Consider the following 23,530-nt stretch of genomic DNA (forward strand, 5'->3'; position numbering starts at 1 on the left):
GAACGCGTGTATAAATTATTACTTGGTATGCTGTCGCTCTGCCTAGCAGGCTGCATCGATACCGAAGAAAAAACGCTAGAAGAAAAGAACCAAGGCTTAGTGTATTGCGCTGAGGCAAATCCTGTTTCGTTTAATCCACAAGTCACGACCACTGGTTCAACTATTGACATTATTGCCAATCAACTTTATGACCGCTTAATCAGCATTGACCCTGTTACGGCTGAATTTCAAAGTGAATTAGCAACAGATTGGAAAATCAGCCCTGATGGTAAATCAGTGACTTTTACACTGCGTAAAGGGGTTAAGTTTCACACTACTAATTACTTTACACCCACTCGTGATTTTAACGCAGATGACGTTATTTTTACATTTAGTCGCTTATTTGATGTCTACAACCCTTACCACTTTGTTGGTGATGCAAACTACCCCTACTTTCAAAGTGTGGGTATTGATCAACTGATTCGCCGCATAGTACGTGTATCTGACTACCAAATTCGTTTTGAACTATTTAATGCAGAAAGTAGTTTTTTAGCCAATATGGCAACAGATTTTGCAGTGGTATTGTCTCGTGAGTACGCAATGCAATTAAAAGCACAAGAGCAACTCAATTTATTTGATCAATACCCAATAGGCACCGGCCCCTATATTTATAAAGAATATCGCCGAGACCATTTAGTACGCTATTATCGCAACACCGAATACTGGAAACACAAAGTCATACTTGAGCAGCTGGTTTACGACATCACGCCAAATGGCACAACCCGTATTGCGAAAATGCTCACCAAAGAATGTGATGTAACAGCACACCCAAGTAGCGCTCAATTGAGTATCTTGGCGCAACGTGACGACATAACCGTACAAAAAGAAACGAATCTTAATGTGGGGTATTGGGCGTTTAACACTGAACGACCACCATTTAATGATATTAGAGTACGCAAAGCGCTTGCCCACGCCATCGATATTGAAAAAATCATGCAAGCCGTTTTTTATGGTAACGGTATTCGAGCAAGATCTATTCTACCTCCTACATCGTGGGCATATAAATCGCAGCAAAATATGCCCGCTTTTAACCCTGACTTGTCCATGGAACTCTTAAAAGAAGCGGGTCTGGAAAACGGTTTTAATATGACGATTTGGGCTATGCCTGTGAGCAGAATTTATAACCCAAATGCGCGTAAAATGGCAGAGTTAATGCAAAGTGATTTACGCAAGATTGGTGTTAATGTCAGCATAGTAGAATATGAGTGGAATACGTTTATTCAACGTATTGGTGAACATCGCCATGATAGCGTATTGCTTGGATGGGCAGCTGATACGCCAGACCCAGATAACTTTTTTAGCCCTTTACTGAGTTGCTCCGCTACCTTTAGTGGTAAAAACCCTGCAAATTGGTGCGACCCTAAGTTTGACTTATTGTTGACACAAGCGCTTGATAGCACTGATTTGGCTATGCGCAAACAATATTACCAACAAGCGCAATCCATGCTTATTAACGAACTTCCCTTGTTACCGATTGCTCATGGTATGCGATTTCAAGCAAGTAGCAGCGATGTAGAAGGCATTGTGCTTGGACCGTTTGGCGCTATTTCATTAGCCAATGCGAGGAAGAAGTAATGGTATTAGATTATTTCTTACGACGTTTGGGCTTACTCTTTTTTATGATGCTCACCTTAAGCATATTCACCTTCTCACTCAGCTACTTGTTTCCAGGGGATGCATTAAGTAATTTAAGCGGTATTTCAAATACAAGTTTTGCACAGACCAGTGAATTACAAGAAAAATACCACTTTAACGAAAATTATGTATATCAATATTTTGCTTTTTTAGAGCGTATAATTTCGGGTGATTGGGGGTTATCATTTGCCTCTGGCGATAATGTCTTTAACCACATTGTGGATTTATTTCCCGCTACACTTGAGCTAAGTTTATACGCATTAATAATTTCGGTGATAGTTGGCGTACCTGCAGGAATAATAGCATCAGCCTATTATAAAAAGTGGCCCGATAAACTCATTAACTCCTCAACCCTTGCTGGGTATTCAATGCCCGTTTTTTGGTTGGCACTATTACTCATCATGGTCTTTTCTTTGCAACTAGGTTGGTTTCCGATGTCAGGACGTATGGGACTACTTTACGAAATCCCACCAGACACCGGGTTTATTCTGATTGATATCGCCTTAGCAGGCTTTCCTTACTCTGGTATGGCAATGATTGATGCAATTCATCACTTAACATTACCTACCATTGTATTGGCCATGTACCCCACCACGGTATTGATTCGTTTTACACGTGAATCGATGCTAAATGTGCTCGAGCAAAACTTCATTAAAACTGCGCGAGCTAAAGGGCTAAATCGAGCACAATTAATAATCCATCATGCACTGCGTAATGCTCTTTTACCTGTTATTAAACAAATTGGTCTTCAATTTAGTACCTTGATCACACTTGCAATGATAACAGAAGTTATTTTCTCATGGCCTGGTGTAGGCCGTTGGCTGATTGATAGTATTTATCAACGTGATTACCCTGCAATTCAAGGCGGTTTACTTGCGGTTTCTATGTTTGTTATTTTGGCCACTATTATTGCTGAACTGACCTATACCCTGTTCGATCCGCTTTCTCGGAACCAAGCGCATGGCAAAGTTTAATTTATTTTCAGAAGAGTCTAACAAGTCGCCCCTAGCGCGATTTTGGCGAAAATTTAAGTCTAATCACCCCGCATTAGTTGGCTTATGGGTGTTTATTGCTTTTGTTTTGTTGGCCACGACGGCACCTTTTCTTGCACCCTACGGTGTTAATCAACAGCACAGCGATGCATTACTCATTCCTCCTTCATGGCATGATCTTGGGGATGTACGTTTTATACTTGGCACTGATGATTTGGGACGAGATGTACTTTCACGCTTAATGAACGGGGCAACCTATACCTTTGGTTTGTCCGTTATTGCGGCATTAATAACCACGGTTATAGGTGTTTTAGTGGGCACGTTTGCCGGTATTAGCCACGGTTTACGCTCGAGCTTTTTAAATCATTTACTCGATATTACTTTGTCTATCCCATCACTATTATTGGCCATTATTATTATTGCTATTCTAGGCCCTGGCTTGATGAACACAGTTTGGGCAATTATTTTAGCCTTGTTACCTCAGTTTATTCACTCAGTGCGTAACCTTATTGTGGAAGAACTTAATAAAGACTATATCACCGCCTTTAAGCTTGATGGAGCCTCTAATTGGCATGTGCTTTCTCGTGGTATTTTCCCTAATATTTACGAGCATATCGTGGTTATTTTTACCATGGCGCTGTCTACCGCTATATTAGATATAGCAGCACTGGGCTTTCTTAAACTTGGCGCACAACCACCAACAACTGAGTGGGGTGCTATTTTAGCTGAAAACCTTGGATTAATTTATTTAGCTCCATGGACAGTTGGATTACCCGGCGTATTGCTCTTTTTAGCCGTCCTCTCTACTAACTTAGTCGGTGACGGTCTTCGCCAAGTGTTAAAAGAACGTAAGGCAGATTAAATGCAATTACTCGACATACGCAACTTAACGATAGAGCTTAGAACTTCAGACACTGTAATTCGTGCAGTAGATAGAGTGAGCTTGAGCTTAAAAGAAGGTGAAGTTCATGCCCTTGTCGGTGAATCTGGCTCAGGAAAAAGCTTGATTGCCAAAGCCATTGTTGGCGTGCTCAATAAACGCTGGCACATTACGGCCGATCGTATGCACTGGCGCGGTGTCGATTTAATGCGATTATCAAGTGAACAACGACGAAAAATTGTTGGTCAAGATATCGCAATGATATATCAAGACCCAAGTCGCTGCCTTGACCCCACAGCTAAAATATTTGACCAAATAGCAGAAACCTTACCAGAGATTCAAAGTAAGGGCTTTTTTTTAAAGCGCAATCGTCAGCGTAAAGACCGTGTAAAAGCGCTTATCCATAAGGTGGGTATTAAAGATCATGAAAAAGTTTTAACAAGCTACCCACATGAGCTTTCAGAAGGGGTTTGCCAAAAGGTTATGATAGCAATGGCCATTGCTCGTACTCCTAAACTTTTAATTGCAGATGAACCCACAACTGCACTTGAAAGCACCACTCGTGCGCAAGTGTTTAGGCTATTAAAAAGTTTGAATCAACTTAAAAACATGTCGATACTGATGATCTCCCATGAGCTTGAAGAAATTGTGAACTGGTCTCACGGCATGCATGTTTTATATTGCGGACAAATGGTTGAAGCAGGTCCTACGGGGAAAATTTTTAAACAGCCTCGTCACCCATACACTCAAGCCCTGTTGAAGAGCCTTCCAGATTATGAGCAAGGCTTGGCGCATAAAGAGCCTTTTTATGCTCTAAAGGGAACGATCCCGACCTTGCAGCATTTACCCATCGGATGTCGGCTTGGGCCACGCTGCCCACAAGCACAAAAAGCCTGTGTTGTAACTCCTCAATTAACGAAACAACATGGCCATAGTTATGCATGCCATTTTCCATTGATTAAGGCGATGAAATGATGCAACCACTTTTAAAGGTGCAAGCCTTATCAAAAAGCTTTAACTTACGCGCAGGTCTGTTTTCACGTAAACGCTTTGAGGTCTTGAAAGATATCTCGTTTTGCTTAAACCAAGGTGAAACATTAGCCATTATTGGCGAAACTGGCTCAGGAAAAAGCACGCTAGCAAAACTTTTATCTGGTGCAGACAACGCTGATAGCGGTCAAATATTACTTGATGGCACGATTATCGAAGATAAAGGCATTCGCGATCAACAATGCCGCCATATAAGAATGATTTTCCAAGACTCGGAAGCTTCATTAAACCCAGGGTTAACCATTGGCGATATGCTCGATGACTGTCTGCAATACAATAGTGATTTAGATAAAGAAACCCGCGCCAATAAAATCTCAGCGACCTTGCATAAAGTGGGTTTGTTGAACGACCACCAACATTATTACCCGCACATGTTTAGCGGCGGTCAATTGCAGCGAGTCGCTCTGGCTCGTGCTTTAATACTCGACCCAAAAGTCGTTGTATTAGATGAAGCGTTATCTTCGTTAGACCCCTCTGTACGCGCTCAAACCGTTAATTTATTACTCAAATTACAACAAGAGACTGGGTTAAGTTATATTTTGATCACCCATCACTTAAGTTTAGTTCGCCATATAAGCGACCATTTAGTCGTTCTTGATCACGGAGTAATTGTTGAAAGTGGTAAAACAGAGACTATTTTTGGCCAGCCTCAATCAAAAGTTACGCAAAAGCTATTAAGCTGCTAACTGCTTACTCGTTAGCTTTTATTGCATTAGCTAGTGTATAAAATATCGTAAATACAAAAAAACCTCACCATTTTCATGGTGAGGTTTTTAAACTTAAAATAAGCTGCTTAAACTATGGCGCAACAGCTGGGTAAACGTAGCTTGCATCAAGACCAAGCGGGATACCAAGTGCCCAATAGCCCAGTAAAAACAAACTCCAACCAATCATAAAGGCAATTGAGTATGGCAGCATCATGGCGATGAGTGTACCGATGCCTGTGCCTTTAACATACTTCTGACAATACACTACCACAAGCGGGAAGTAAGGCATTAGCGGAGTGATGATATTTGAACTTGAATCACCAACACGATATGCAGCCTGCGTTAAGTCAGGTGAAATTCCCAGTTGCATTAACATAGGCACAAACACAGGGCCTAGTAGCGCCCATTTGGCCGAGCTAGAACCTACAAATAAGTTTACAAAGCCAGTTAAAAAGATGATACCAACAACCGTTACAGCGCTTGGTAGCTCCATTGCTTTTAAAATTTGTGCGCCTTCAATTGCCAATAACGCACCTAAGTTTGATTTGCTAAATGCAGCAATAAATAGTGAACAGAAAAACGCCATTACAATATAATAAGCCATGCCATTCATTGCTTTACTCATTGCATCTATCATGTCTTTACTGCTTTTAAAGGTACCAACCGTAAAGCCATAAACTGCACCAGGTATCCAAAACAATAAAAAGATTAACGGTACAATAGACTGCATTAATGGCGAACTAAAATTAGTAAGCGAACCATCACTGCTTCGCATTGCTGAATCCGCTGGCGCAGAAACAAATGCTAATAAGGCAAGGCCCGCCACCATCACAGCACTTGCAATAAAGAAAGCTCGCTTTTCATCGCTACGGGCATCTTCAAACACAGGAAGATCTTCTTCATTTCCGTCAAGATCAGTATTTTTTAATCGAGGCTCAATAATTTTATCAGTGATATACCAGCCCAATAAAACAATAAATAAACTAGAAGCTGAAGTGAACGCCCAGTTATTTAATGGATTAATCGACATAGTCGGGTTAATTATTTGCGCCGCACTTTGCGTAAAACTCTGCAATAATGGGTCAATGCCTGAAGGAATAAAGTTAGCACCAAAGCCGCCACTTACACCAGCAAACGCCGCAGCAATACCCGCAAGTGGATGACGCCCTGCCGCATAAAAAATAACACCCGCAAGAGGAATAACCAATACATAACCAGCATCAGTTGCAGTGTGGCTCACAATAGCTACTAAGATAATAGAAGGCGTAAGTAGCTGTTTAGGCGTGACCTTTAACATGAGCTTTAAGCCCGTGTTAATAAAGCCAGAATGCTCAGCAACCCCCACACCTAACATGGCAACCAAAACCACGCCCAGTGGTGCAAAACCAGTAAAGGTTTTTACCATTGAAGACAAAAAGGTGGCGAGTGAATCACTGGCCAACATGTTATTGATTATAATGGCCTCGCCAGTACGTGGGTCGATGGCGTCAAAGTTAACGCCTGAAAACCACCACGACAAAACCCATATTAGTAACATGGCAAATAGAAAGATAATTGCCGGATCTGGAAGCTTATTCCCGACCCTTTCTACAAAGTTTAAAAATCGCGCAACTAGCCCGGTCGGCATTGTCGCATCATTATTGTTGTTCATTTCGCTTGTTCCCTAGAAGTTTAACCAGCATACATTACCGTAAATGCTACGTTAGGTAAATTTTAAGTAAACAATAAAGCTGTAAATTAGGAACAAACATTTGTAAGTGCACAAAAAAACGGCCATTCAGCCGTTTTTATTTGTACAACAATAAATCTCATTTAAGCCAGTGCTTTTACTTCTTCCCAAATACGCACTACAAGTGCTTTATCATCTTCGTTTAGTTCGCCATTGCGATACGCTTTAACTAAGCTTTTCTCAACCGTTTCATTGAGCTCTGACACTTCTAAATTAAGCTCTTCAACTTGCGCATACCCAACAGCTAAATCAAAATGACCACGTAGATAACCACCTGCAAAAAGCTCATCATCAGTGGCTTTTACTACTAAATCGTCAAAATACTGCTGCGCTGCATCAATGTAACTTACTAAACTCATTTAATTCTCCTGTACTTGCAGGGTGTCTTGGTGACCCACAGCATACATAACATGGTCGTTAAATCCGGTTGTAACCCGCATATAACCACTTAATTCATCATCTAGTTCGCTATCGCCAGTATCAGCAATGAGCGGCCGGCCATTTAAGGCCTGTAATTTTGTTTTGGTTGCCACAACGATAATATTGTCTTTACCGATTGCACGAATAAGTGCAGGGCTTAATTGTTGATTACCCCGACCAAATATATGCCCTTGCCCGCCAATTAAAGTGATCACCAACTTTGTTGGCACATCTTTCGTTAAATCAATTAATTGTTGAGCGGTTAAATCTTGTTCTATAAGGGTTTGATCTTGTACTAAATCAACACCTAATAAAGTGTTATTCAGACCCATTTCTTCCATTATGGCCTCAACGGTTGAGCCACTGCCCATAATATACTGGGTATCTTCTTCCATTTCTGACACCACGTAAGCTGCAATATCAGCAAGTACTAATTCATCAGTTTCTTTACCGCCGTTTTTAACGGCTTGTACATAACGTACTTCACTAGGTACTTGCATTTCACCGTAACGCTTGGCTTTTACTGTGCCTTGACGAAACGCATCTTCATCAATATCCATGACATCCGCATCGGCTAATGTAACAAGCTCGCCTTTAACCAGCATCTCTACAACCCGACCCGCTGCTTTAGGGGTAATGGCATAAACTCCTGAATGAATTTTACAGCCAGCAGGAATGCCAAGCACTGGTACGCTGTCATCCACCGCATGACAAATATTGCGTGCGGTACCATCGCCACCAGCAAACAATATTAAATCTACACCAAGTTGCTGTAAGGCTTTTGCAGCAAGCTCTGTATCATCACTTGTTGTAGAGTGCTCGCTGCGATAAATAACCTGCGTTGAAAAGCCAAGTTCCTTAGCCGTGTTTTCACCCATGCCATCATTAACAGTAAAAATGGTTAACTGCTCTTTATAAGGCAGCAACACCTCAAGCGCGGCTTTAGTGCGTAAATTGGCTTTAGGCTGAGCGCCAAGTTCAATCGCTTTTGCAGCAGTATCAATACCATCGCTGCCTTTTAGTGCAACACTGCCACCAAGGCCTGCAACAGGGTTAACAATTAAGCCTAATTTAAACTGCATTCTTTAGCTCCTCAGGGGGCTGCCACTCAAATTGCGTAGCACTGATAGGCCACGGTGTTTTATAAAATGAACTTAACGCATGTAATAACCGATTAGTACGCTCATTAAAGCCTACTTGTAGCAAATGTAAAACCTGCTGGTATACGCGAGTTTGAAAAGCAAATCGGCACGTTTGTTCGCCATTTAAGTTATCAACCGAGACATTAAAATTAACCCCAGCGGCAACACTAAGTGCCCATTCAATGGCTTGTGGTTTAATTTCAACGTTTTCAAACTCAGCTTGCTGCTCTTTATCACGGCCATCAGGGCAATACCAATAACCGTAATCTTCTAATAATCGTCGTTTATCGCCCGCGACTAGCCAGTGAGCAATCTCATGCAGTGCACTGGCATAAAAACCATGGGCAAAAATAATTTGATGAAAGTTTGTTTCATCACTCGCAGGAATATAAATAGGCTCATGCTCACCTTTTACTAAGCGCGTATTATGGCTTTGATAAAACGTTGACTCAAAAATAGATATTAGATCGGCTATTTGGTGCATAAGGTTTAATAATTCGCCTCAGTAAACAGGAATAAGTACTCGCTAAAAGCGAGGCGAATTGTACGGGCTTTTAAAGGGAAAGTAAAAAGCGTTACACATAGACTAAAGTGAATAAGTCTTAACTTAATCTGTCAGGTTTTAGATTTTGATCAAATCTGACAGTCGCATATGTGCCAATTGCGGGCAGTCATAACCTTAGTCACTTGTTAAGTGCATATTGTACCAATACTTACAGTTAAATATTATACCCACAAGCATTAAGCTCTTTATTTACTTCTATTTTCCAAGAACCTACTTGGTCTAATGCCACATAAACTACACCACTAATATCGTTTGGTGTTTCAATTTCACCTTTAACTAAAGCACAAACATTTTGGCGACCTAGTTTAGCCATTAAGTAGCCATGCTCAAAAACAACGTTTTGCCTCGCTCTATTCTTTGGATGAACTTTAGTTTCGTGAATACCACGCCCATGATCACATGCAGTGTAAAGAACAAACGCAAAACCAACTTCATTTGAGTAATGCTCAATTTTCTCAATGATAGTCATACCGCTACTTGCTTGTTCATGAAGAATAATGACTTCTATGCCAAGGCTTTCAATGTAACGAGACAGCTCTTGCTTTGACTCATTGTCACGTCCGTGAACAATGAATACCTTTTTCTTGGGTTGAATGTTTGCAGGAGCAATAAAAGTGTTATGAGTTACAGGAAACTCCTCTGTTTTTTCCATTTCTACGGTATGACCAAACTCTAAAAGGTTTAGAGCAGGTGAAAACTCTTCTGCTAGGAATTTACGCCTATCGGCGTAAGTACCAAATTTAGGCTGTATAAAACCCCAAAACGATCCTAAGTTTCTATGAACCTTTAACCATGATGGCAGTAAACCTTGTAATGAAGTATTACTTAATAACTCGTGACGAAGTTTTTCAAACTCAGAATCAGAAGCATCTTTTCCTGTAGCGTGAGCAGTTAATAAACTAGCTAAATAACTGACCTTTTCAAAATCCGTTTGTAAAAATTCAATACTCATAGTTCTCTCAGGTTACGCCAGAATTGAAAGTGCATTTAACGCCAAGCGCTGTCGCAAATTTGCGTAGCGCTGTTATTTGTCGAAAGCCGCGCCTTGTTAAACATAATACACGACTAGGATAATGACCAAAATCGTCAAGAATACGAAACGAGACTTTAATTCAATGGAACCAACATTTTCTGCTTCAGCCAATAACAGTGAATTTTTTTGTGAATCGCCAATATCATCGAGAAGTAATCGATCCGCATATTTTGCAATGCTAATACTCCATTCTTTCGGCCCTAACTCTTCGAGCGAATCGCGAATCTCAATTAATTCTTTCGATTCTTTTTCAGGCAGTCCATTGGCTACTTCAGTTATAAAGTTGTGGAACTCTGTCAATTTCATTTATGTGTTTAACATTTTAGTATTTATGCGACACGCAGTTTGTGTTGCATAATCGCTTGTTGGACTGAGGCGCTACCTGCTCGGTGTGTCAGAGTTGGTGTTGTTTATGCTATGGGAATTTGCTTTTTAGAGGCTCTCACTTTCCTCGCTAATTTAATCAGCTTAGCGAGTGTTATGTAAGCTTTCCCTGCATTGCTCAGCGTTTATTATCTATTCATTAAACCGAATGTTTAACCGTTAAGCAAGGATATTTTTCGCTCGCATAGTCGCTATTAGCCTGAGCAATTAAGCAGGTTAACTTATTGATTTGATGCAGCAAGCAAGGCTGCTAACTCGTTCGCGCTACTTTATTTGTCGCCACACTTAGATCATTCATCATACCAGTAAATGGCAAGATACCAATTAACAGTGAGGGCTATGGATAAATCAAAAGTGATGTCATGCATCACCGTTTTTGACTGACCGATTTTCACTCATGGCTGTCTGTGAGATGACAGTCTAAACCTATTCACTTAATCTGTAAGCTCAAATATGAGCTAGTGCCAAGTTACAAATTTATAAATCTTCTTTCTTACTTCGCTCATCAAGATAGCGCTTTAACAGCTGAGTATTTCGCGTGTTCGCTTTAAAAAATGCATCAAAAATATCACCAAAAAATGGGATTAACCCACCTACAAAGTCAATGAGCATATTTAAAATGATACGAGACTTTACTCGCCACCCAACGCCAAGCCGCTGAGCCTCAAAAAGTACGTAACTTGAAAGTATTAGTCCGGCAGCATCTCCAATACCGGGAATAATTCCTATCAGTGCTTCTATCCCAAACTTAAACTTTGTAAAAGGGATACCTATACTGCTATCGGTAAATCGGCTAAACCTTTCTAAGCGTTTTAACGATGCTTGGTGCTCATTGTTCGTCTTCATAACAACCTCATCATAAGTTAACGCCAACTCACTTGCCGGAGTTTTTAGTTTAAACGCACTAAGGTACGTGTTCTTTTTGGCTCTGTTAAATAAAGGAATTGCTGAAAATCATGGGATGCGTTTATTAGCATTTTCCCATCATCTTTGCCGTTGAATATGGTTTTATTACTACCTGTTTTAAGATCTATTTCATTCATCACATAACCGTCCTTATCTGCAAGTGTGACTGTCATCGTCGACTCTTCTGCGCTCAGGCCGATGATCTCTTTTGCTGGTGATTGCCAAACAGTTTCAAGCTCTTTGTTTTTGTTCAATCTAAAGACTTGTTTTTCATTAGAAAAGTAAACCTGATCCTGTTCATCAATATCCATTGCATAACATGCCAACCGCTTTCCAGAGCCTGTATAAGGGGTTAATTCAAGCGTCTCTAAGTCAAATTTAGCAGGATGAAAAGTAACACCGTCTGCAGCGCGATATGAAACTAAAATAGCGTCTTCGTGGTGATACATTTCTCGTAGATAAAATGAATGATAAGAATGGGGAATACTCACAAAGCTTTCTTCTTTTAGATTAATTCTAAAGAGCGTATTTTTACTAGCAGTAATCACTTCTTTCCCGTCTTTTGACCACACTATACCAAATAGTTCTTCATTGTTTGGGTTAGTAAAAATCAGCGTTTGCGTGCCATTTTCATACAAAAATAACTGTTTTATACCAAACCGATGAGATTCAAATACAAATTTAGACGAATCAGGGGAGTACACAGGTAAAAAGTCGACCGATGAGGTATCTACAAGTGTTTCAAATTGCGTTGGTTCTTGACGAGTTGAGCGGGTTATATCCACATCAATCTTAACTAATTCCATTAATATGTCGTTACCTGAAAGCGAAAAATGCGCGTCTCTAATAATGTGGTAGTTATTAAACGCCAACTCTGTTAGTTGACCCTGTAAATCTAATAGCTGGAGCTCATGCTTATTACTAATCAATAATTGGTGTTCATCGGGGTGCCAGCTCAACCCTTGTACTGCATCTTCAACAATCGCTAATGTTTTCGTTGTACTTGTTGCAACATCGAACAAATCAATTCTGTATTTATTTTGCCCTGCCTCAGAAGCTAGCGCAATATATTGCTGATTCGGTGATAAAGCATGCAACTTCATCCAATCTTGCCCAGCGGATGATTTAATGACACGTTTTTCTTGGGTTATTAAATCAATTGCACTTAGTTGAGTGTGGTTATCGCTTTGACGTTTTTCAATAAAATAAATATGGTTGTCATGGGCCCACTCTAACTGCTGACTCGACACTGTAAAGTCTTTAAAAGTATATATTCCTCTATAGTTTGCAGGTTGTAATGTCAGTTTATCTAAGGTGAAATACCCCAGTGTTTGAGTATCTTGCTGGCGCACAAATGCGATTTCACTGTCATCGCTGCTCCACCCTAGGCTGTGATAGGTTGATTGCTTTTGGGTTAATCTAACTTCTTTTCCTGAGCGTAAGTTTTTTAACCAGATAGTTTGGTTTGGCTTATCACCACGCACAAAAGCGATATATTCACCATTATGTGATAAGGAAATGCTGGATTCATTTTCTTCACTCGAAGAAATGGGCATCAATTTAGTAAAGTGTGTTTTTACTTGCGGTGTATCGGGATAAAACCAACTTACAATCCCAATCAACGTGACCATTAAAATTACCAACGCAGATAAATATAGACGCTTGGGTTTATTTAACTGAGGCTCAGCTACTTCGAGGCTGTAACCCCGCTTTGGGTGAGTAATAATATAGCGTGGATTTTTTGAGTCTTCACTCAATGCTTTTCTTAGCAATGCAATACAGCGCTGTACATAACTGGGGCTAAATGTCGCATTGGGCCATACGGCTGAAAAAATTTGTTCCTGGCTAACCACAGTACCGCGGTGTGAATAAAGGTATTGCAGTACATCCATGACTTTAGGTTCAACGACTTGCTCTGTGTCAGCTGATGATATTTTGCATCGACTGACATCTATAGCAAATTCCCCTATTACAAACTTGCCCACTGGCTACTCCAATAAATTATTATAAATCATATATTAAGGTTTTCTTAAGAGAAACTCTAGGCTAATTCCATTGCTGCTTGATCTGTTACCCGCAATGCTGCTCACATGATTCATTAATAATTAAAATCCATGCTTCGTATCTTATTCTTATTAACCATTTTTGTTAGCGCCTTTTTGCTATTTCAAATTCAACCTATGCTATCTAAAGAGCTGTTACCACGATTTGGAGGCGGTGCATCAGTGTGGTCAGCTAGTCTATTTTTTTATCAAACTGTTTTATTACTTGGCTACTTTTATGCGCACTTTTTAAGTCGCTATTCACTAAAAAAACAAATGGTAATCCATATTTCGCTTGTTGTTTTAGCAAGCTTAATTAGCCTAAACAAGTTTCACGTTAATTTAGATTTAGCCCCTAACTGGTCCGTAATGGCAAACTTACTAAATCAAATTGGCTTAGTGTTTATGTTACTAAGTGCAACAAGTGTGCTTATGCAACGATGGTACATTGAACATGGTAAAAATACCGTGCCTTATCATTGGTATTCGGTTTCTAACCTTGGGTCTTTATTAGCCTTAATAAGCTACCCAATCGTATTTGAGGTGCTTTTTTCACTGCCACAACAAAAACATTACTGGCAAATAGGGCTGCTTACCTACTGCATACTATTAATCTGCTTAGCTTATAAACTTTTAAGCAAGAGCAGCAAAGAAAATAACTCACCGCTACCACACGTACAAACCATTCTCAAAAAACCAAATATGCTTTGGATTATTTTATCCGCAACAAGCTCAATTCTGCTAATTGCGACCACGCAAATGATCAGCACCAATATCCCACCTATGCCACTTGTATGGGTGGTGCCACTCGCTATCTATTTAGGTAGTTTTAGTTATACGTTTGCCAATAAAAACAACTATAACCGTTCTGTTTGGGTATATGCTTTTATATTCAGCGCATTTGCAGGTCTAATAATGTACTTTTTAGGAAGTCAGTTTAATGCAATTGCGCAAATTATTATTTATAGCTTTATATTATTGAGTGGCTGCATGATTTGCCACGGAGAACTTAGACAGCTCGCACCACTAGGTACATTACTGACACACTTTTATTTGTATATTGCTTTAGGTGGCGCACTTGGCAGTTTATTTACAACGTTATTTGCTCCAATACTGTTTGAACAAATCACCGAGTATATCGTCGCTTTAGCAGTGCTACTTATTCTTATTAGTTACATTCAACTAACTCAATTTAAAAAAATAAATATGATATTGCTCGGTGCTACAGCTCTGTGGTGTGGCTGCTATTTAGTTCTTTATTTTAGTTTTAATCAATATAACGTTGCATCGCAAAGAAATTTTTATGGTTACCTCACAGTCAAAGATATCAATACGGCCGATCTTGCACAAAGGCGCTTAATTGATGGCACCACGATACATGGCTCGCAGCCCTTGCCTGGTCAAAATGTAGTTGCTAGCAGTTACTATCATCAGCATACAGGCGTCGCTAAGTCGCTCGCGATACTTAAAAGCCAAGAAAAGCTCAACATGGGCGTGGTAGGCTTAGGTGCAGGGGTGTTAGCTAGTCTCGCTGATGAGCACGATTCAGTGCATTTTTATGAGCTGAACCCCGCGGTATACACAATGGCAAATAGGTATTTTGATTACCTTAAAAACAGCAAAGCTAAAGTAAATGTCACCATTGGTGATGGCAGAATCGCATTAGTAAACGAGCTTAAAAGTAATGCTCCTTTAATGAATGCTTTGGTTATTGATGCATTTTCAAGTGATGTTATTCCCGCCCACTTATTAACTCAACAAGCGTTTGAGCTTTACTGGCAACGATTAAGTAAAAATGGCATTTTAATCATTCATATATCAAATAACCATATAGATTTACTACCAGTGATCCAAGCACACAGTGCTTATTTTGATAAAGCATTAATAAAGTTTAAGCATAGTGCAAACAAGTTAACGGCACTAGGCTCTGAATGGGTTGTATTAACCAGCAACCAACGGTTTTTAGATGCCATAGAAATCAGTGAATTATCGCCAATAAAGTCCAACTCTGGAACTCAATTAGTACACTGGACAGATCAAAAAAACAGCTCATTACCGCTAATAAAATTCTAAGAGAGGAGGGGCAATTTATCTTGCCCCGTTTTCGGCAGTTAGCCTTTTAAGCTGCCAAAAGAGAAGCTTATGTGTGTAAAATATGATTGCTATGAAAATATACGCTCTAGCCAGCCTTTGTCTAAATCATCTTCACATTTTTTTAGTTGTGCACCGTAACGACTTGCGCGGTTTTTTACTTTATTAGCAACACTCATTAGCCATTTTTTCTTTTTATAGGTACCGCGCTTATAACCGCCCCACCCTTCGTGGTAGTTAAGGTACTGTGCGTAGGCATCCCATTTAGATACCCCATTCACTTTGTTGGTTTTATAAACAAACCACGCCATAAAATCAATGGCATCATCAAAGTTATCTCTGTCGGCACCACTGTTACCGGTTTCTCGAATGTAATCTGACCACGTGGGGGTTTTTGCTTGTGAGTAGCCGTATGCTGAACTGGCTCGCCCTGTTGGAATTATCCATAAAAAATACTCCATCGGCGGCGCTGCGTCATGGCGAAAAGAACTTTCTTGGTACATCATGCTCATTAGAACATGTTTAGGCGATCCCCACTTTTCTTGAGCATCTCGAGCGTCATAATACCAATCGTTTTTTTCTTCAAAAATTTTACATATATCATTAGGTTGCTTAGGGGGAGCTGTTGCGCAACCAGTTAAAATAGCTCCCAGCGATAGGATTATTAAACTTTTTTTCATTTTTTTGCGTTCTCGCTGAACTTTTTATAAAAGTGTGGGTCAGATTATTTGAATGCGCAGTTTAGCATTGTTTCATCCCTGAAGAATCTTTACGCAGCCCACATTGGGCTGCTTTTTTTTGCTTATTCATGCCCCTTAAAATACTCAGTCAGAAAAGCTTTAAAAGAAATACTATCAGCCGCCGTTATTGCTTGCTCATCAATAATAGATTGTTTAGCTTGTTGATGTAAGTAAGCATCTGAATAAACATGATAAGGCGTTACTTGATGGCTTTGTTTGTATTTTTGCGCAAGAGCTAATGCAAAGTGACCATTATCAACATCTTTTTCTTTCAGCTGGGCAACATATTGACCTGAATACGTGAGTGACGCGTCATTTAACCATGTTTTCAATCGTGCAACGGTTTTCACATAATGATTCGTACCGTAGGCTGTATCCATATAGCTTGCTACATCGGCTAACTGAGCGAATATCTCTTCACCCCATTGCACTAAGTTCGTTGGATTGCCAGACTTATTCAATAACAAGGATGGATCTCGACCATTATTCACTACAGAATCTAGGTTTTCAGTACTGCGGGTTTGCGAATCCCAATCCATTTCAGGGGAATTTTTTAATAAACAATAAGTTAAAAACACATCTAAAAAGTGTATTTGCTCTAAAGAAATACCTGTTTCACTAAAAGGATTAACATCTAAAGCGCGTATTTCAATATATTCTATACCACCGCGTAAAAGAGCATCAGTCGGAGTTTCACCACTTTGCGCATTTCGCTTAGGACGAATCGGCGAGTAAAACTCATTTTCAATTTGCAAGATATTTTTATTTAACTGTTTTGGTTCATCGCTTTTATAATCAGCAATATCAGCGTAAATATCTGAAGGTGAATTAATAGCTCGCTTTAGGCCTGCAACATATTCATCTAATGAGTTATACATGACTTTTAGTGATGATTGCGCGCTATTAGTGTAACCCAGATTACCAAGACGTAACGCAGTGCCTGTTTCTAAGAACAACGTACCTTTACCCAGCTTTTTAAACGGAAGATCTGTTTTACGACCTTGCAAAAAAGAGCTGCATAATGCGGGTGAAGCCCCAAACAAGTAACTAATTAACCACAATTCGCGCTTAAAGTTTCGAATAAGCCCTAAATAGCCTGCAGAAATAAATGTATCTAAAGGTCCTGTGTCTCCCTTTAAAGCTTGGAGTGATTGCCACAAGCTTTTAGGAAATGAGATATTAAAATGAACACCAGCAATCGCTTGCATCATACTACCGTAACGATTTTTTAAACCTTCACGGTATAAAGTTTTCATGCGGCCAACATTAGACTCACCAAATTGGGCCAGCACAATATCGTCTTGATGATCGATAAAACACGGCATACTGATTGGCCACAGTAATTCATCATCCATTTTGGATAGTGTAAATTTTTGCAAGTCTTGTAGTTGTTTAAGAGTTTCTTCTGCAGACTCACTAACAGGCGTAATGAATTCTAGAAGAGATTCTGAAAAGTCAGTAGTGATATGGCCATTTGTTAGCGCACAGCCCACTCCTTTTGGGTGCCCTAATTGAGAGATAACACCATTAGGCTTAATTCTGAGAGCTTCCCTCTCAATACCACGTTGAATACCTTTTATGGCGTGTTTATTTTTTTCTGAAGATAACGCTGTTAACGTTGTAGTTAGTTCATGTGTAGTCAAAAAATACTTCCTCGAGCCACGTGGCATAATCCTAAGTCTATGGGGGCGAAATGATAATACTCAAGGCAAAACAATCAGGATCACCGGAATATCTATTACTTACTGTTAATGAAAGAATACGACATATAACGCATGACCAATGCCCATACACTTTTTCACTATCATTAATCTTGCCATTGAAAAGGGGATTATACAATTGCTTTGATAGCACCACTGTCGTGCCACTATATAAGCCCCACTATTAATAAGTAATAGTAGACCTTATAAATTTATAAAATCATTCACCTATAATAAGGTTAATCATGGTACACCTTAAACTTTCATTTAGAACAAATAGTAGACTTTAAGCTAACTCCTCGCCTAAAATCTAGTATTTTAGATGTGTAATAGTCTTTTAGACTCTATAATAGTCATAATTAATGAGCACTTAAGGATATTCCATGCGTCGTGGCCAACAATTAATAAATGAAGAAGTTTCATTTTCGCAAGATCAAGCCCTCGTTTCAACAACCGACCTACGAGGCATTATAACTTATGCTAATGAATCATTTTGCAACATTGCCGGCTATTCACTTGAAGAGTTAATGGGAAAGAACCACAACATCGTTCGCCACCCAGACATGCCAAAAGCAGCATTTAAAGAAATGTGGGAAAAATTAAAAGCGGGTCACTCATGGCGCGGAATGGTAAAAAATCGGTGTAAAGATGGTCGTTACTATTGGGTGGATGCATTTGTCACCCCTATTTTTGAAAATAGCCAATTAGTTGGCTATCAATCAGTAAGAAGTAAACCCACAACGCAATTAAAGCAACGTGCAGCAGCGCTTTACGAAAAAATTAACGCCGGTAAATCTGTTACTTCTTATCGTGAGCTTGTTACTGCAAGGCAGTCTTTATCTGCAATAGTGGCATTTATTGGTCTTGTATTATTAGCAATCTACTCTTCTATGACTATCGCATTAATTACCTCCATATTTTGTTTGGTTGTCATGGCACTCAATTATGATGAGCTTTTTGTTACCCCTGCCTTATTAAAACAACAAAAAGCGACATTTGATTCCGTTTCACGTTATATTTATGTTGGTGCTTATCCATTTAGTATCAGTCACTATAATCATGAAATGCTGAACGCGAAGCTAAGTACAGTTTTGGGCCGCATAAAAGATGCCACTGCGACATTTAATTCAATTGCTTCAAACTTAGACAATCAGTCATCTCTTACTGAACAAGGTATTTCTGCTCAAGGCGAGCGCCTTAGTCAAATTGCTACTGCTATGTCACAAATGAGCGCCACAATTGGTGAAATTTCTAGTAGCACACATGATACTGCAGAAAAAGTAAATGTAACTTATCAAAGTTGCTCTGATATTAAGCTTCATATAGCAGACAATAGCACTATGGTCTCTAGCCTTGCTGTTCAAGTAGAAGAGGCGGCCAGTACTGCTAACGCATTAGCTACTGAAGCAGATAAAATTGGTCAAGTAATGACTGAAATTGAGGGCATAGCTGAGCAAACTAATTTACTTGCATTAAATGCTGCGATTGAGGCTGCTCGAGCAGGTGAACATGGCCGTGGTTTTGCAGTAGTAGCCGATGAAGTTCGTGCTTTATCATCTCGTACTCAAAAAGCCACATCACAAATTCATAATTCTATAAAAGAAATTCAAGACACCTTATTTAGCTGGTCTTCTGTTATGAAAAACACCAAAACCCAAGCTGATCAATGCGTAGATACAACAGGTCATACCCAAGTGGAGCTCGACAGTATTTTTGCACAGATTAGTGAGATTTCTCAATTAGCAACACAGATATCTACCGCAGCAGAAGAGCAGCAGGTTGTCAGTGGTGATATAAGCAACAATATTGAGCAAATTAAAGGCTTTAGTGATGAGAATTTAAATATGAGTTATAAAGTAGCGCAAGATGCAGCTCACCTTGTTGAAGGTTCAGCAAAAGTCAGAGATATATTACAAACCTTTAAGGTATAAATAACCTGAACTCTGGATAATAAATTTATTTTTGATTTATTATCAATACATTAGTACATCTCTTAACCAGAGTTCAGGTTAAATAGTCACTGAGAAAAAGGCCAGCTAAATACTGGCCTTTTATTTATACCCAAAACACTAACGTGCGGTAAAGATAAGTCCGTTTTCATCGGCATCTATGACTATCATGCTACCACTTTGATATTCCCCAGCTAAAAGCTTCTGCGCTAGTGGGTTCTCGATAGTATGTTGAATAGCACGCTTGAGCGGTCGCGCACCATAAACAGGGTCAAACCCACTTTCAGCAATGCGCTCCAATGCGCTTTCGCTAATTTCAAGTAAGTAACCCATCTGCGTTAAACGCTCACGTAACTTAGTTAATTGGATATCAGCAATCTCTTTAATATGCTCATTCGCCAGCGAATGAAAAACAACCGTCTCATCAATTCGGTTTATAAACTCTGGTCTAAATTGACTGACTAAAACACCCATCACTTTTTCTTTTAGGGTATCGTAATCGTTATTACCCGCTTGCTCTTGAATGATATCTGAGCCTAGGTTTGAGGTCATAATAATCACAGTGTTTTTAAAATCAACCGTGCGACCTTGACCATCTGTTAAGCGACCATCATCTAATACTTGTAGTAAAATATTAAACACATCAGGATGTGCTTTTTCTACTTCATCAAGCAATATAACAGAGTATGGGCGACGGCGAACGGCTTCTGTTAAATAGCCACCTTCTTCATAACCTACATAACCAGGAGGCGCACCAACAAGGCGTGCCACAGAGTGTTTTTCCATAAACTCTGACATATCAATACGCACCATCGCGCTTTCTGTATCAAACATGTAAGTTGCAAGCGCTTTGGTCAGCTCAGTTTTACCTACCCCTGTTGGGCCTAAAAATAAAAATGAGCCAATAGGACGATTAGGATCCGCAAGCCCTGCACGTGAACGTCGAATAGCATTTGATACAGCAACAACCGCTTCATCCTGACCGATTACTTTTGCATGAAGTTGCTCCTCCATTTGTAATAACTTTTCACGCTCCCCTTGTAACATCTTGGATACGGGGATACCGGTCCAACGTGATAAAATTTCAGCAATTTCGTCTTCACCCACTTGGTTTTTTAGTAAGCTCATATCCTGCATTTCAGCTTGCGACGCTAAATCAAGTTTACGCTCAAGATCAGGGATTCGACCGTATTGCAGCTCTGACATACGTTGAAGATCCGTTGCACGTCTTGCGACTTCTAAATCTAAACGTGCCTGCTCAAGCTCTGCTTTAATTACTTGCGTGCCTTGTAAGGAAGCTTTTTCTGCATTCCACACTTCGTCGAGTTCACGATATTGTGATTCTAAATCGCTGATTAGCTCTTGCATTTCCGCTCGGCGCTTTTGACTGGCCTCGTCTTTTTCTTTTGCAAGCGCGTTATCTTCAAGTTTTAACTGAATCACTCGACGTTCTAATTTATCCAAAGATTCTGGCTTTGAATCTATTTGCAAACGAATTGACGAGCCCGCTTCATCGATAAGATCGATGGCTTTATCGGGTAGCTGCCTGTCACTTATATATCGGTGCGATAAATGCGCTGCAGCCACAATTGCAGGATCGGTTATATCAACGCTGTGGTGTAATTCATAGCGCTCTTTTAAACCACGTAAAATAGCGATAGTGTCTTCAACGGATGGCTCTTCAACCAATACTTTTTGGAAGCGGCGCTCAAGTGCGGCATCTTTTTCAATGTATTGGCGGTACTCATCTAAAGTTGTTGCGCCTACGCAGTGCAACTCACCTCGGGCTAGGGCGGGCTTGAGCATATTGCCCGCATCCATAGCGCCATCACTTTTTCCAGCGCCTACCATAGTATGAATTTCATCAATAAATAAAATGACTTGGCCTTCTTCTTTAGCTAGTTCATTTAGTACAGACTTTAAACGTTCCTCAAACTCACCACGGTATTTGGCGCCAGCCACCAATGCACCTAAATCAAGGGAGAGTACACGCTTATTTTTTAGCCCTTCTGGTACTTCACCATTAATAATACGTTGTGCAAGCCCTTCGGCAATCGCAGTTTTACCAACACCCGGCTCACCAATTAATACAGGGTTATTTTTAGTTCGACGCTGCAGCACTTGAATAGTACGGCGAATCTCATCGTCACGGCCAATCACAGGATCGAGTTTGCCTTGCTCGGCACGCTCTGTTAGATCAATAGTAAACTTTTTAAGTGCTTGTCGTGTTTCTTCAGCATTAGGGTCATCAACTTTTTGGCCACCACGAATAGCTTCAATCGCTGATTCTATCTTGGGTTCGGTTACGTTTAACGCGCGAAGTACGTCCCCCAAAGGGCCTTTATCAGCACACGCAGCCAGCACAAATAGTTCACTGGAAATAAATTTGTCTTTACGCTTTTGTGCATATTTATCACATAAATTGATCAGTGAAACCATGTTGTTTGATAATTGAACATCACCGCCAACACCTTCCACTTTGAATAACTTTTCTATCTCTTTGGATAGTTTAGTATTTAGCTCATCAGCACTGACGCCCGCTTGTGCAAATAACGCTCGAACACTTGAGCCACTTTGTTGTAGCAATGAGTACATCAAATGCACAGGTTCAATAAATTGGTGATCACGACCAAGCGCTAATGATTGGGCATCAGAAAGCGCAGATTGAAATTTACTGGTAAATCTATCTAAACGCATGAGGGGTTACCTATTAAAAAATTAATTAGTTAATTAATGGGTATGTTTGATGATTTGTTCAAGGTGTGAGAAGAAATATAATCCGCGTAGAACACAATTACTTGCGCCAGATCAAAGATGCCATTCGGCCTGTTTTACCGTCTCGTCGGTATGAAAAAAACATTTCAGGCTGACTCACTGTACAGTGCTCACCCCCACTAATAGTTTTAACTCCAACTTGTCTTAGTTGAAGTCGTGCTATGGCATATATATCGAGAAGGTATTTGTTTGCTTTTAATAATTTAAAAGCCTGTTCATACTCAACTGATTGCTCAATAAAGCTAGCTTTCACTTCAGCGCCCACTTCAAACTGCTGTGCGCCTATTGCAGGCCCTAGCCACGCAATAATATCTGAGGCAGGGAATGAAAAATTAGACACCGTGTTCGCAATAATACCCGCATTAAGTCCTCGCCACCCTCCATGTATTGCAGCAATTTCGCTGCCACATTGGGTACTAAGTAAAATAGGTAAGCAATCAGCTGTCATGATAGCAAGAGGTTGATTCTGTTCGCGCGTAAAAAGCGCGTCCCCCGTTAAAATGGATTTATAATCAAAGTGCTCATCTACAATGACCACATCACTGCTATGTACTTGATTTAACCATATAGGGCTTGCCGGTAAGTAATCTGTGGTAAGTATTTGTCGATTTTGTTGTACATGTTGCTGATTGTCACCTACATGAAGCCCCAAGTTTAAACTTGCAAAAGGGGCATCAGAAAAACCACCCTCTCGAGTGGTGCTCATTGCACCAATGTTATTTGGCGCATGCCATGTAGGTGTCAAATGCAT

The 23,530-nt window shown here is 40.0% G+C and carries 19 protein-coding genes; 7 read left to right on the plus strand and 12 right to left on the minus strand.

The features are described 5' to 3' along the window. Positions 1 to 6 precede the first annotated feature (6 nt). From ACFI4Z_RS07575 to ACFI4Z_RS07595, 5 genes are read left to right on the plus strand one after another with little or no spacing between them, the layout of a single operon-like run. Positions 7 to 1,614 (plus strand): ABC transporter substrate-binding protein, encoded by a 1,608-nt coding sequence (locus tag ACFI4Z_RS07575; RefSeq protein ID WP_462670057.1) that lies wholly within the window; start codon positions 7 to 9, stop codon positions 1,612 to 1,614. Then, entirely contained in the window at positions 1,614 to 2,648 is a 1,035-nt protein-coding gene (locus ACFI4Z_RS07580) for an ABC transporter permease (protein ID WP_462670058.1), read from the plus strand. Before ACFI4Z_RS07575 ends, ACFI4Z_RS07580 begins: the two co-directional genes overlap by 1 nt. Next, positions 2,635 to 3,528, plus strand: a complete 894-nt coding sequence (locus ACFI4Z_RS07585) for an ABC transporter permease subunit (protein WP_462670059.1) — start codon at positions 2,635 to 2,637, stop codon at positions 3,526 to 3,528. The genes ACFI4Z_RS07580 and ACFI4Z_RS07585 overlap by 14 nt, the downstream gene beginning before the upstream one ends. Further along, on the plus strand, positions 3,529 to 4,521 hold the full coding sequence (locus ACFI4Z_RS07590; protein ID WP_394192177.1) for a peptide ABC transporter ATP-binding protein: 993 nt from the start codon (positions 3,529 to 3,531) through the stop codon (positions 4,519 to 4,521). Then, a complete protein-coding gene (locus ACFI4Z_RS07595; RefSeq protein ID WP_462670231.1) occupies positions 4,521 to 5,282 on the plus strand; it encodes an ATP-binding cassette domain-containing protein in 762 nt (253 codons plus the stop codon). The genes ACFI4Z_RS07590 and ACFI4Z_RS07595 overlap by 1 nt, the downstream gene beginning before the upstream one ends. Positions 5,283 to 5,394: 112 nt before the next feature. Here the strand turns inward: ACFI4Z_RS07595 and ACFI4Z_RS07600 are convergent, their stop codons facing one another. The 8 genes from ACFI4Z_RS07600 to ACFI4Z_RS07635 form a co-directional block, all read right to left on the minus strand. Next, the gene (locus ACFI4Z_RS07600; RefSeq protein WP_394192176.1) at positions 5,395 to 6,954 is read right to left on the minus strand and encodes an AbgT family transporter; all 1,560 of its coding nucleotides are present in this window, start codon (positions 6,952 to 6,954) and stop codon (positions 5,395 to 5,397) included. 161 nt (positions 6,955 to 7,115) lie between these two features. Continuing rightward, positions 7,116 to 7,391: a YfcL family protein gene (locus ACFI4Z_RS07605; protein WP_058560528.1), complete on the minus strand. Its 276-nt coding sequence runs from the start codon at positions 7,389 to 7,391 to the stop codon at positions 7,116 to 7,118. After that, entirely contained in the window at positions 7,392 to 8,534 is a 1,143-nt protein-coding gene (locus ACFI4Z_RS07610; RefSeq protein WP_462670060.1) for an ATP-NAD kinase family protein, read from the minus strand. Further along, positions 8,524 to 9,078: an elongation factor P hydroxylase gene (locus ACFI4Z_RS07615; RefSeq protein ID WP_462670061.1), complete on the minus strand. Its 555-nt coding sequence runs from the start codon at positions 9,076 to 9,078 to the stop codon at positions 8,524 to 8,526. The genes ACFI4Z_RS07610 and ACFI4Z_RS07615 overlap by 11 nt, the downstream gene beginning before the upstream one ends. A 235-nt stretch (positions 9,079 to 9,313) precedes the next feature. Further along, positions 9,314 to 10,111, minus strand: a complete 798-nt coding sequence (locus ACFI4Z_RS07620) for a TIR domain-containing protein (RefSeq protein ID WP_462670062.1) — start codon at positions 10,109 to 10,111, stop codon at positions 9,314 to 9,316. Between the two features lie 96 nt (positions 10,112 to 10,207). After that, positions 10,208 to 10,498, minus strand: coding sequence for a hypothetical protein (locus ACFI4Z_RS07625; protein ID WP_462670063.1), 291 nt, complete (start codon positions 10,496 to 10,498; stop codon positions 10,208 to 10,210). Between the two features lie 555 nt (positions 10,499 to 11,053). Further along, positions 11,054 to 11,422: a DUF4112 domain-containing protein gene (locus ACFI4Z_RS07630; RefSeq protein ID WP_462670064.1), complete on the minus strand. Its 369-nt coding sequence runs from the start codon at positions 11,420 to 11,422 to the stop codon at positions 11,054 to 11,056. A gap of 44 nt (positions 11,423 to 11,466) precedes the next feature. Further along, the gene (locus ACFI4Z_RS07635; protein WP_462670065.1) at positions 11,467 to 13,467 is read right to left on the minus strand and encodes a winged helix-turn-helix domain-containing protein; all 2,001 of its coding nucleotides are present in this window, start codon (positions 13,465 to 13,467) and stop codon (positions 11,467 to 11,469) included. Between the two features lie 174 nt (positions 13,468 to 13,641). Between ACFI4Z_RS07635 and ACFI4Z_RS07640 the strand changes: the two genes are divergently transcribed. Then, positions 13,642 to 15,597, plus strand: a complete 1,956-nt coding sequence (locus ACFI4Z_RS07640; RefSeq protein ID WP_462670066.1) for a spermidine synthase — start codon at positions 13,642 to 13,644, stop codon at positions 15,595 to 15,597. Between the two features lie 89 nt (positions 15,598 to 15,686). Here the strand turns inward: ACFI4Z_RS07640 and ACFI4Z_RS07645 are convergent, their stop codons facing one another. Beyond that, a complete protein-coding gene (locus ACFI4Z_RS07645) occupies positions 15,687 to 16,295 on the minus strand; it encodes a transglycosylase SLT domain-containing protein (RefSeq protein WP_462670067.1) in 609 nt (202 codons plus the stop codon). 122 nt (positions 16,296 to 16,417) lie between these two features. After that, positions 16,418 to 17,998, minus strand: a complete 1,581-nt coding sequence (gene gshA, locus ACFI4Z_RS07650) for a glutamate--cysteine ligase (RefSeq protein WP_462670068.1) — start codon at positions 17,996 to 17,998, stop codon at positions 16,418 to 16,420. A gap of 440 nt (positions 17,999 to 18,438) precedes the next feature. On the opposite strand from gshA, the gene ACFI4Z_RS07655 reads away from it, so the two are divergent. Continuing rightward, on the plus strand, positions 18,439 to 19,986 hold the full coding sequence (locus tag ACFI4Z_RS07655) for a methyl-accepting chemotaxis protein (protein WP_462670069.1): 1,548 nt from the start codon (positions 18,439 to 18,441) through the stop codon (positions 19,984 to 19,986). Between the two features lie 138 nt (positions 19,987 to 20,124). Here ACFI4Z_RS07655 and clpB read toward each other — a convergent pair whose 3' ends face one another. Together clpB and pgeF are read right to left on the minus strand one after the other, a co-directional pair. Further along, the gene (clpB, locus tag ACFI4Z_RS07660; protein WP_462670070.1) at positions 20,125 to 22,701 is read right to left on the minus strand and encodes an ATP-dependent chaperone ClpB; all 2,577 of its coding nucleotides are present in this window, start codon (positions 22,699 to 22,701) and stop codon (positions 20,125 to 20,127) included. Positions 22,702 to 22,798: 97 nt separating this feature from the next. Next, on the minus strand, positions 22,799 to 23,530 hold the full coding sequence (pgeF, locus tag ACFI4Z_RS07665) for a peptidoglycan editing factor PgeF (RefSeq protein ID WP_462670232.1): 732 nt from the start codon (positions 23,528 to 23,530) through the stop codon (positions 22,799 to 22,801).

The organism is Pseudoalteromonas sp. RWi3 (assembly GCF_054960735.1).

Bases quoted from the DNA above. Each gene is read 5' to 3' on its own strand.
- ACFI4Z_RS07580 (WP_462670058.1), top strand. From the start codon at position 1,614: ATGGTATTAGATTATTTCTTACGACGTTTGGGCTTACTCTTTTTTATG.
- ACFI4Z_RS07585 (WP_462670059.1), top strand. From the start codon at position 2,635: ATGGCAAAGTTTAATTTATTTTCAGAAGAGTCTAACAAGTCGCCCCTA.
- ACFI4Z_RS07590 (WP_394192177.1), top strand. From the start codon at position 3,529: ATGCAATTACTCGACATACGCAACTTAACGATAGAGCTTAGAACTTCA.
- ACFI4Z_RS07595 (WP_462670231.1), top strand. From the start codon at position 4,521: ATGCAACCACTTTTAAAGGTGCAAGCCTTATCAAAAAGCTTTAACTTA.
- ACFI4Z_RS07600 (WP_394192176.1), bottom strand. From the start codon at position 6,954: ATGAACAACAATAATGATGCGACAATGCCGACCGGGCTAGTTGCGCGA.
- ACFI4Z_RS07605 (WP_058560528.1), bottom strand. From the start codon at position 7,391: ATGAGTTTAGTAAGTTACATTGATGCAGCGCAGCAGTATTTTGACGAT.
- ACFI4Z_RS07610 (WP_462670060.1), bottom strand. From the start codon at position 8,534: ATGCAGTTTAAATTAGGCTTAATTGTTAACCCTGTTGCAGGCCTTGGT.
- ACFI4Z_RS07615 (WP_462670061.1), bottom strand. From the start codon at position 9,078: ATGCACCAAATAGCCGATCTAATATCTATTTTTGAGTCAACGTTTTAT.
- ACFI4Z_RS07620 (WP_462670062.1), bottom strand. From the start codon at position 10,111: ATGAGTATTGAATTTTTACAAACGGATTTTGAAAAGGTCAGTTATTTA.
- ACFI4Z_RS07625 (WP_462670063.1), bottom strand. From the start codon at position 10,498: ATGAAATTGACAGAGTTCCACAACTTTATAACTGAAGTAGCCAATGGA.
- ACFI4Z_RS07630 (WP_462670064.1), bottom strand. From the start codon at position 11,422: ATGAAGACGAACAATGAGCACCAAGCATCGTTAAAACGCTTAGAAAGG.
- ACFI4Z_RS07645 (WP_462670067.1), bottom strand. From the start codon at position 16,295: ATGAAAAAAAGTTTAATAATCCTATCGCTGGGAGCTATTTTAACTGGT.
- ACFI4Z_RS07655 (WP_462670069.1), top strand. From the start codon at position 18,439: ATGCGTCGTGGCCAACAATTAATAAATGAAGAAGTTTCATTTTCGCAA.
- clpB (WP_462670070.1), bottom strand. From the start codon at position 22,701: ATGCGTTTAGATAGATTTACCAGTAAATTTCAATCTGCGCTTTCTGAT.
- pgeF (WP_462670232.1), bottom strand. From the start codon at position 23,530: ATGCATTTGACACCTACATGGCATGCGCCAAATAACATTGGTGCAATG.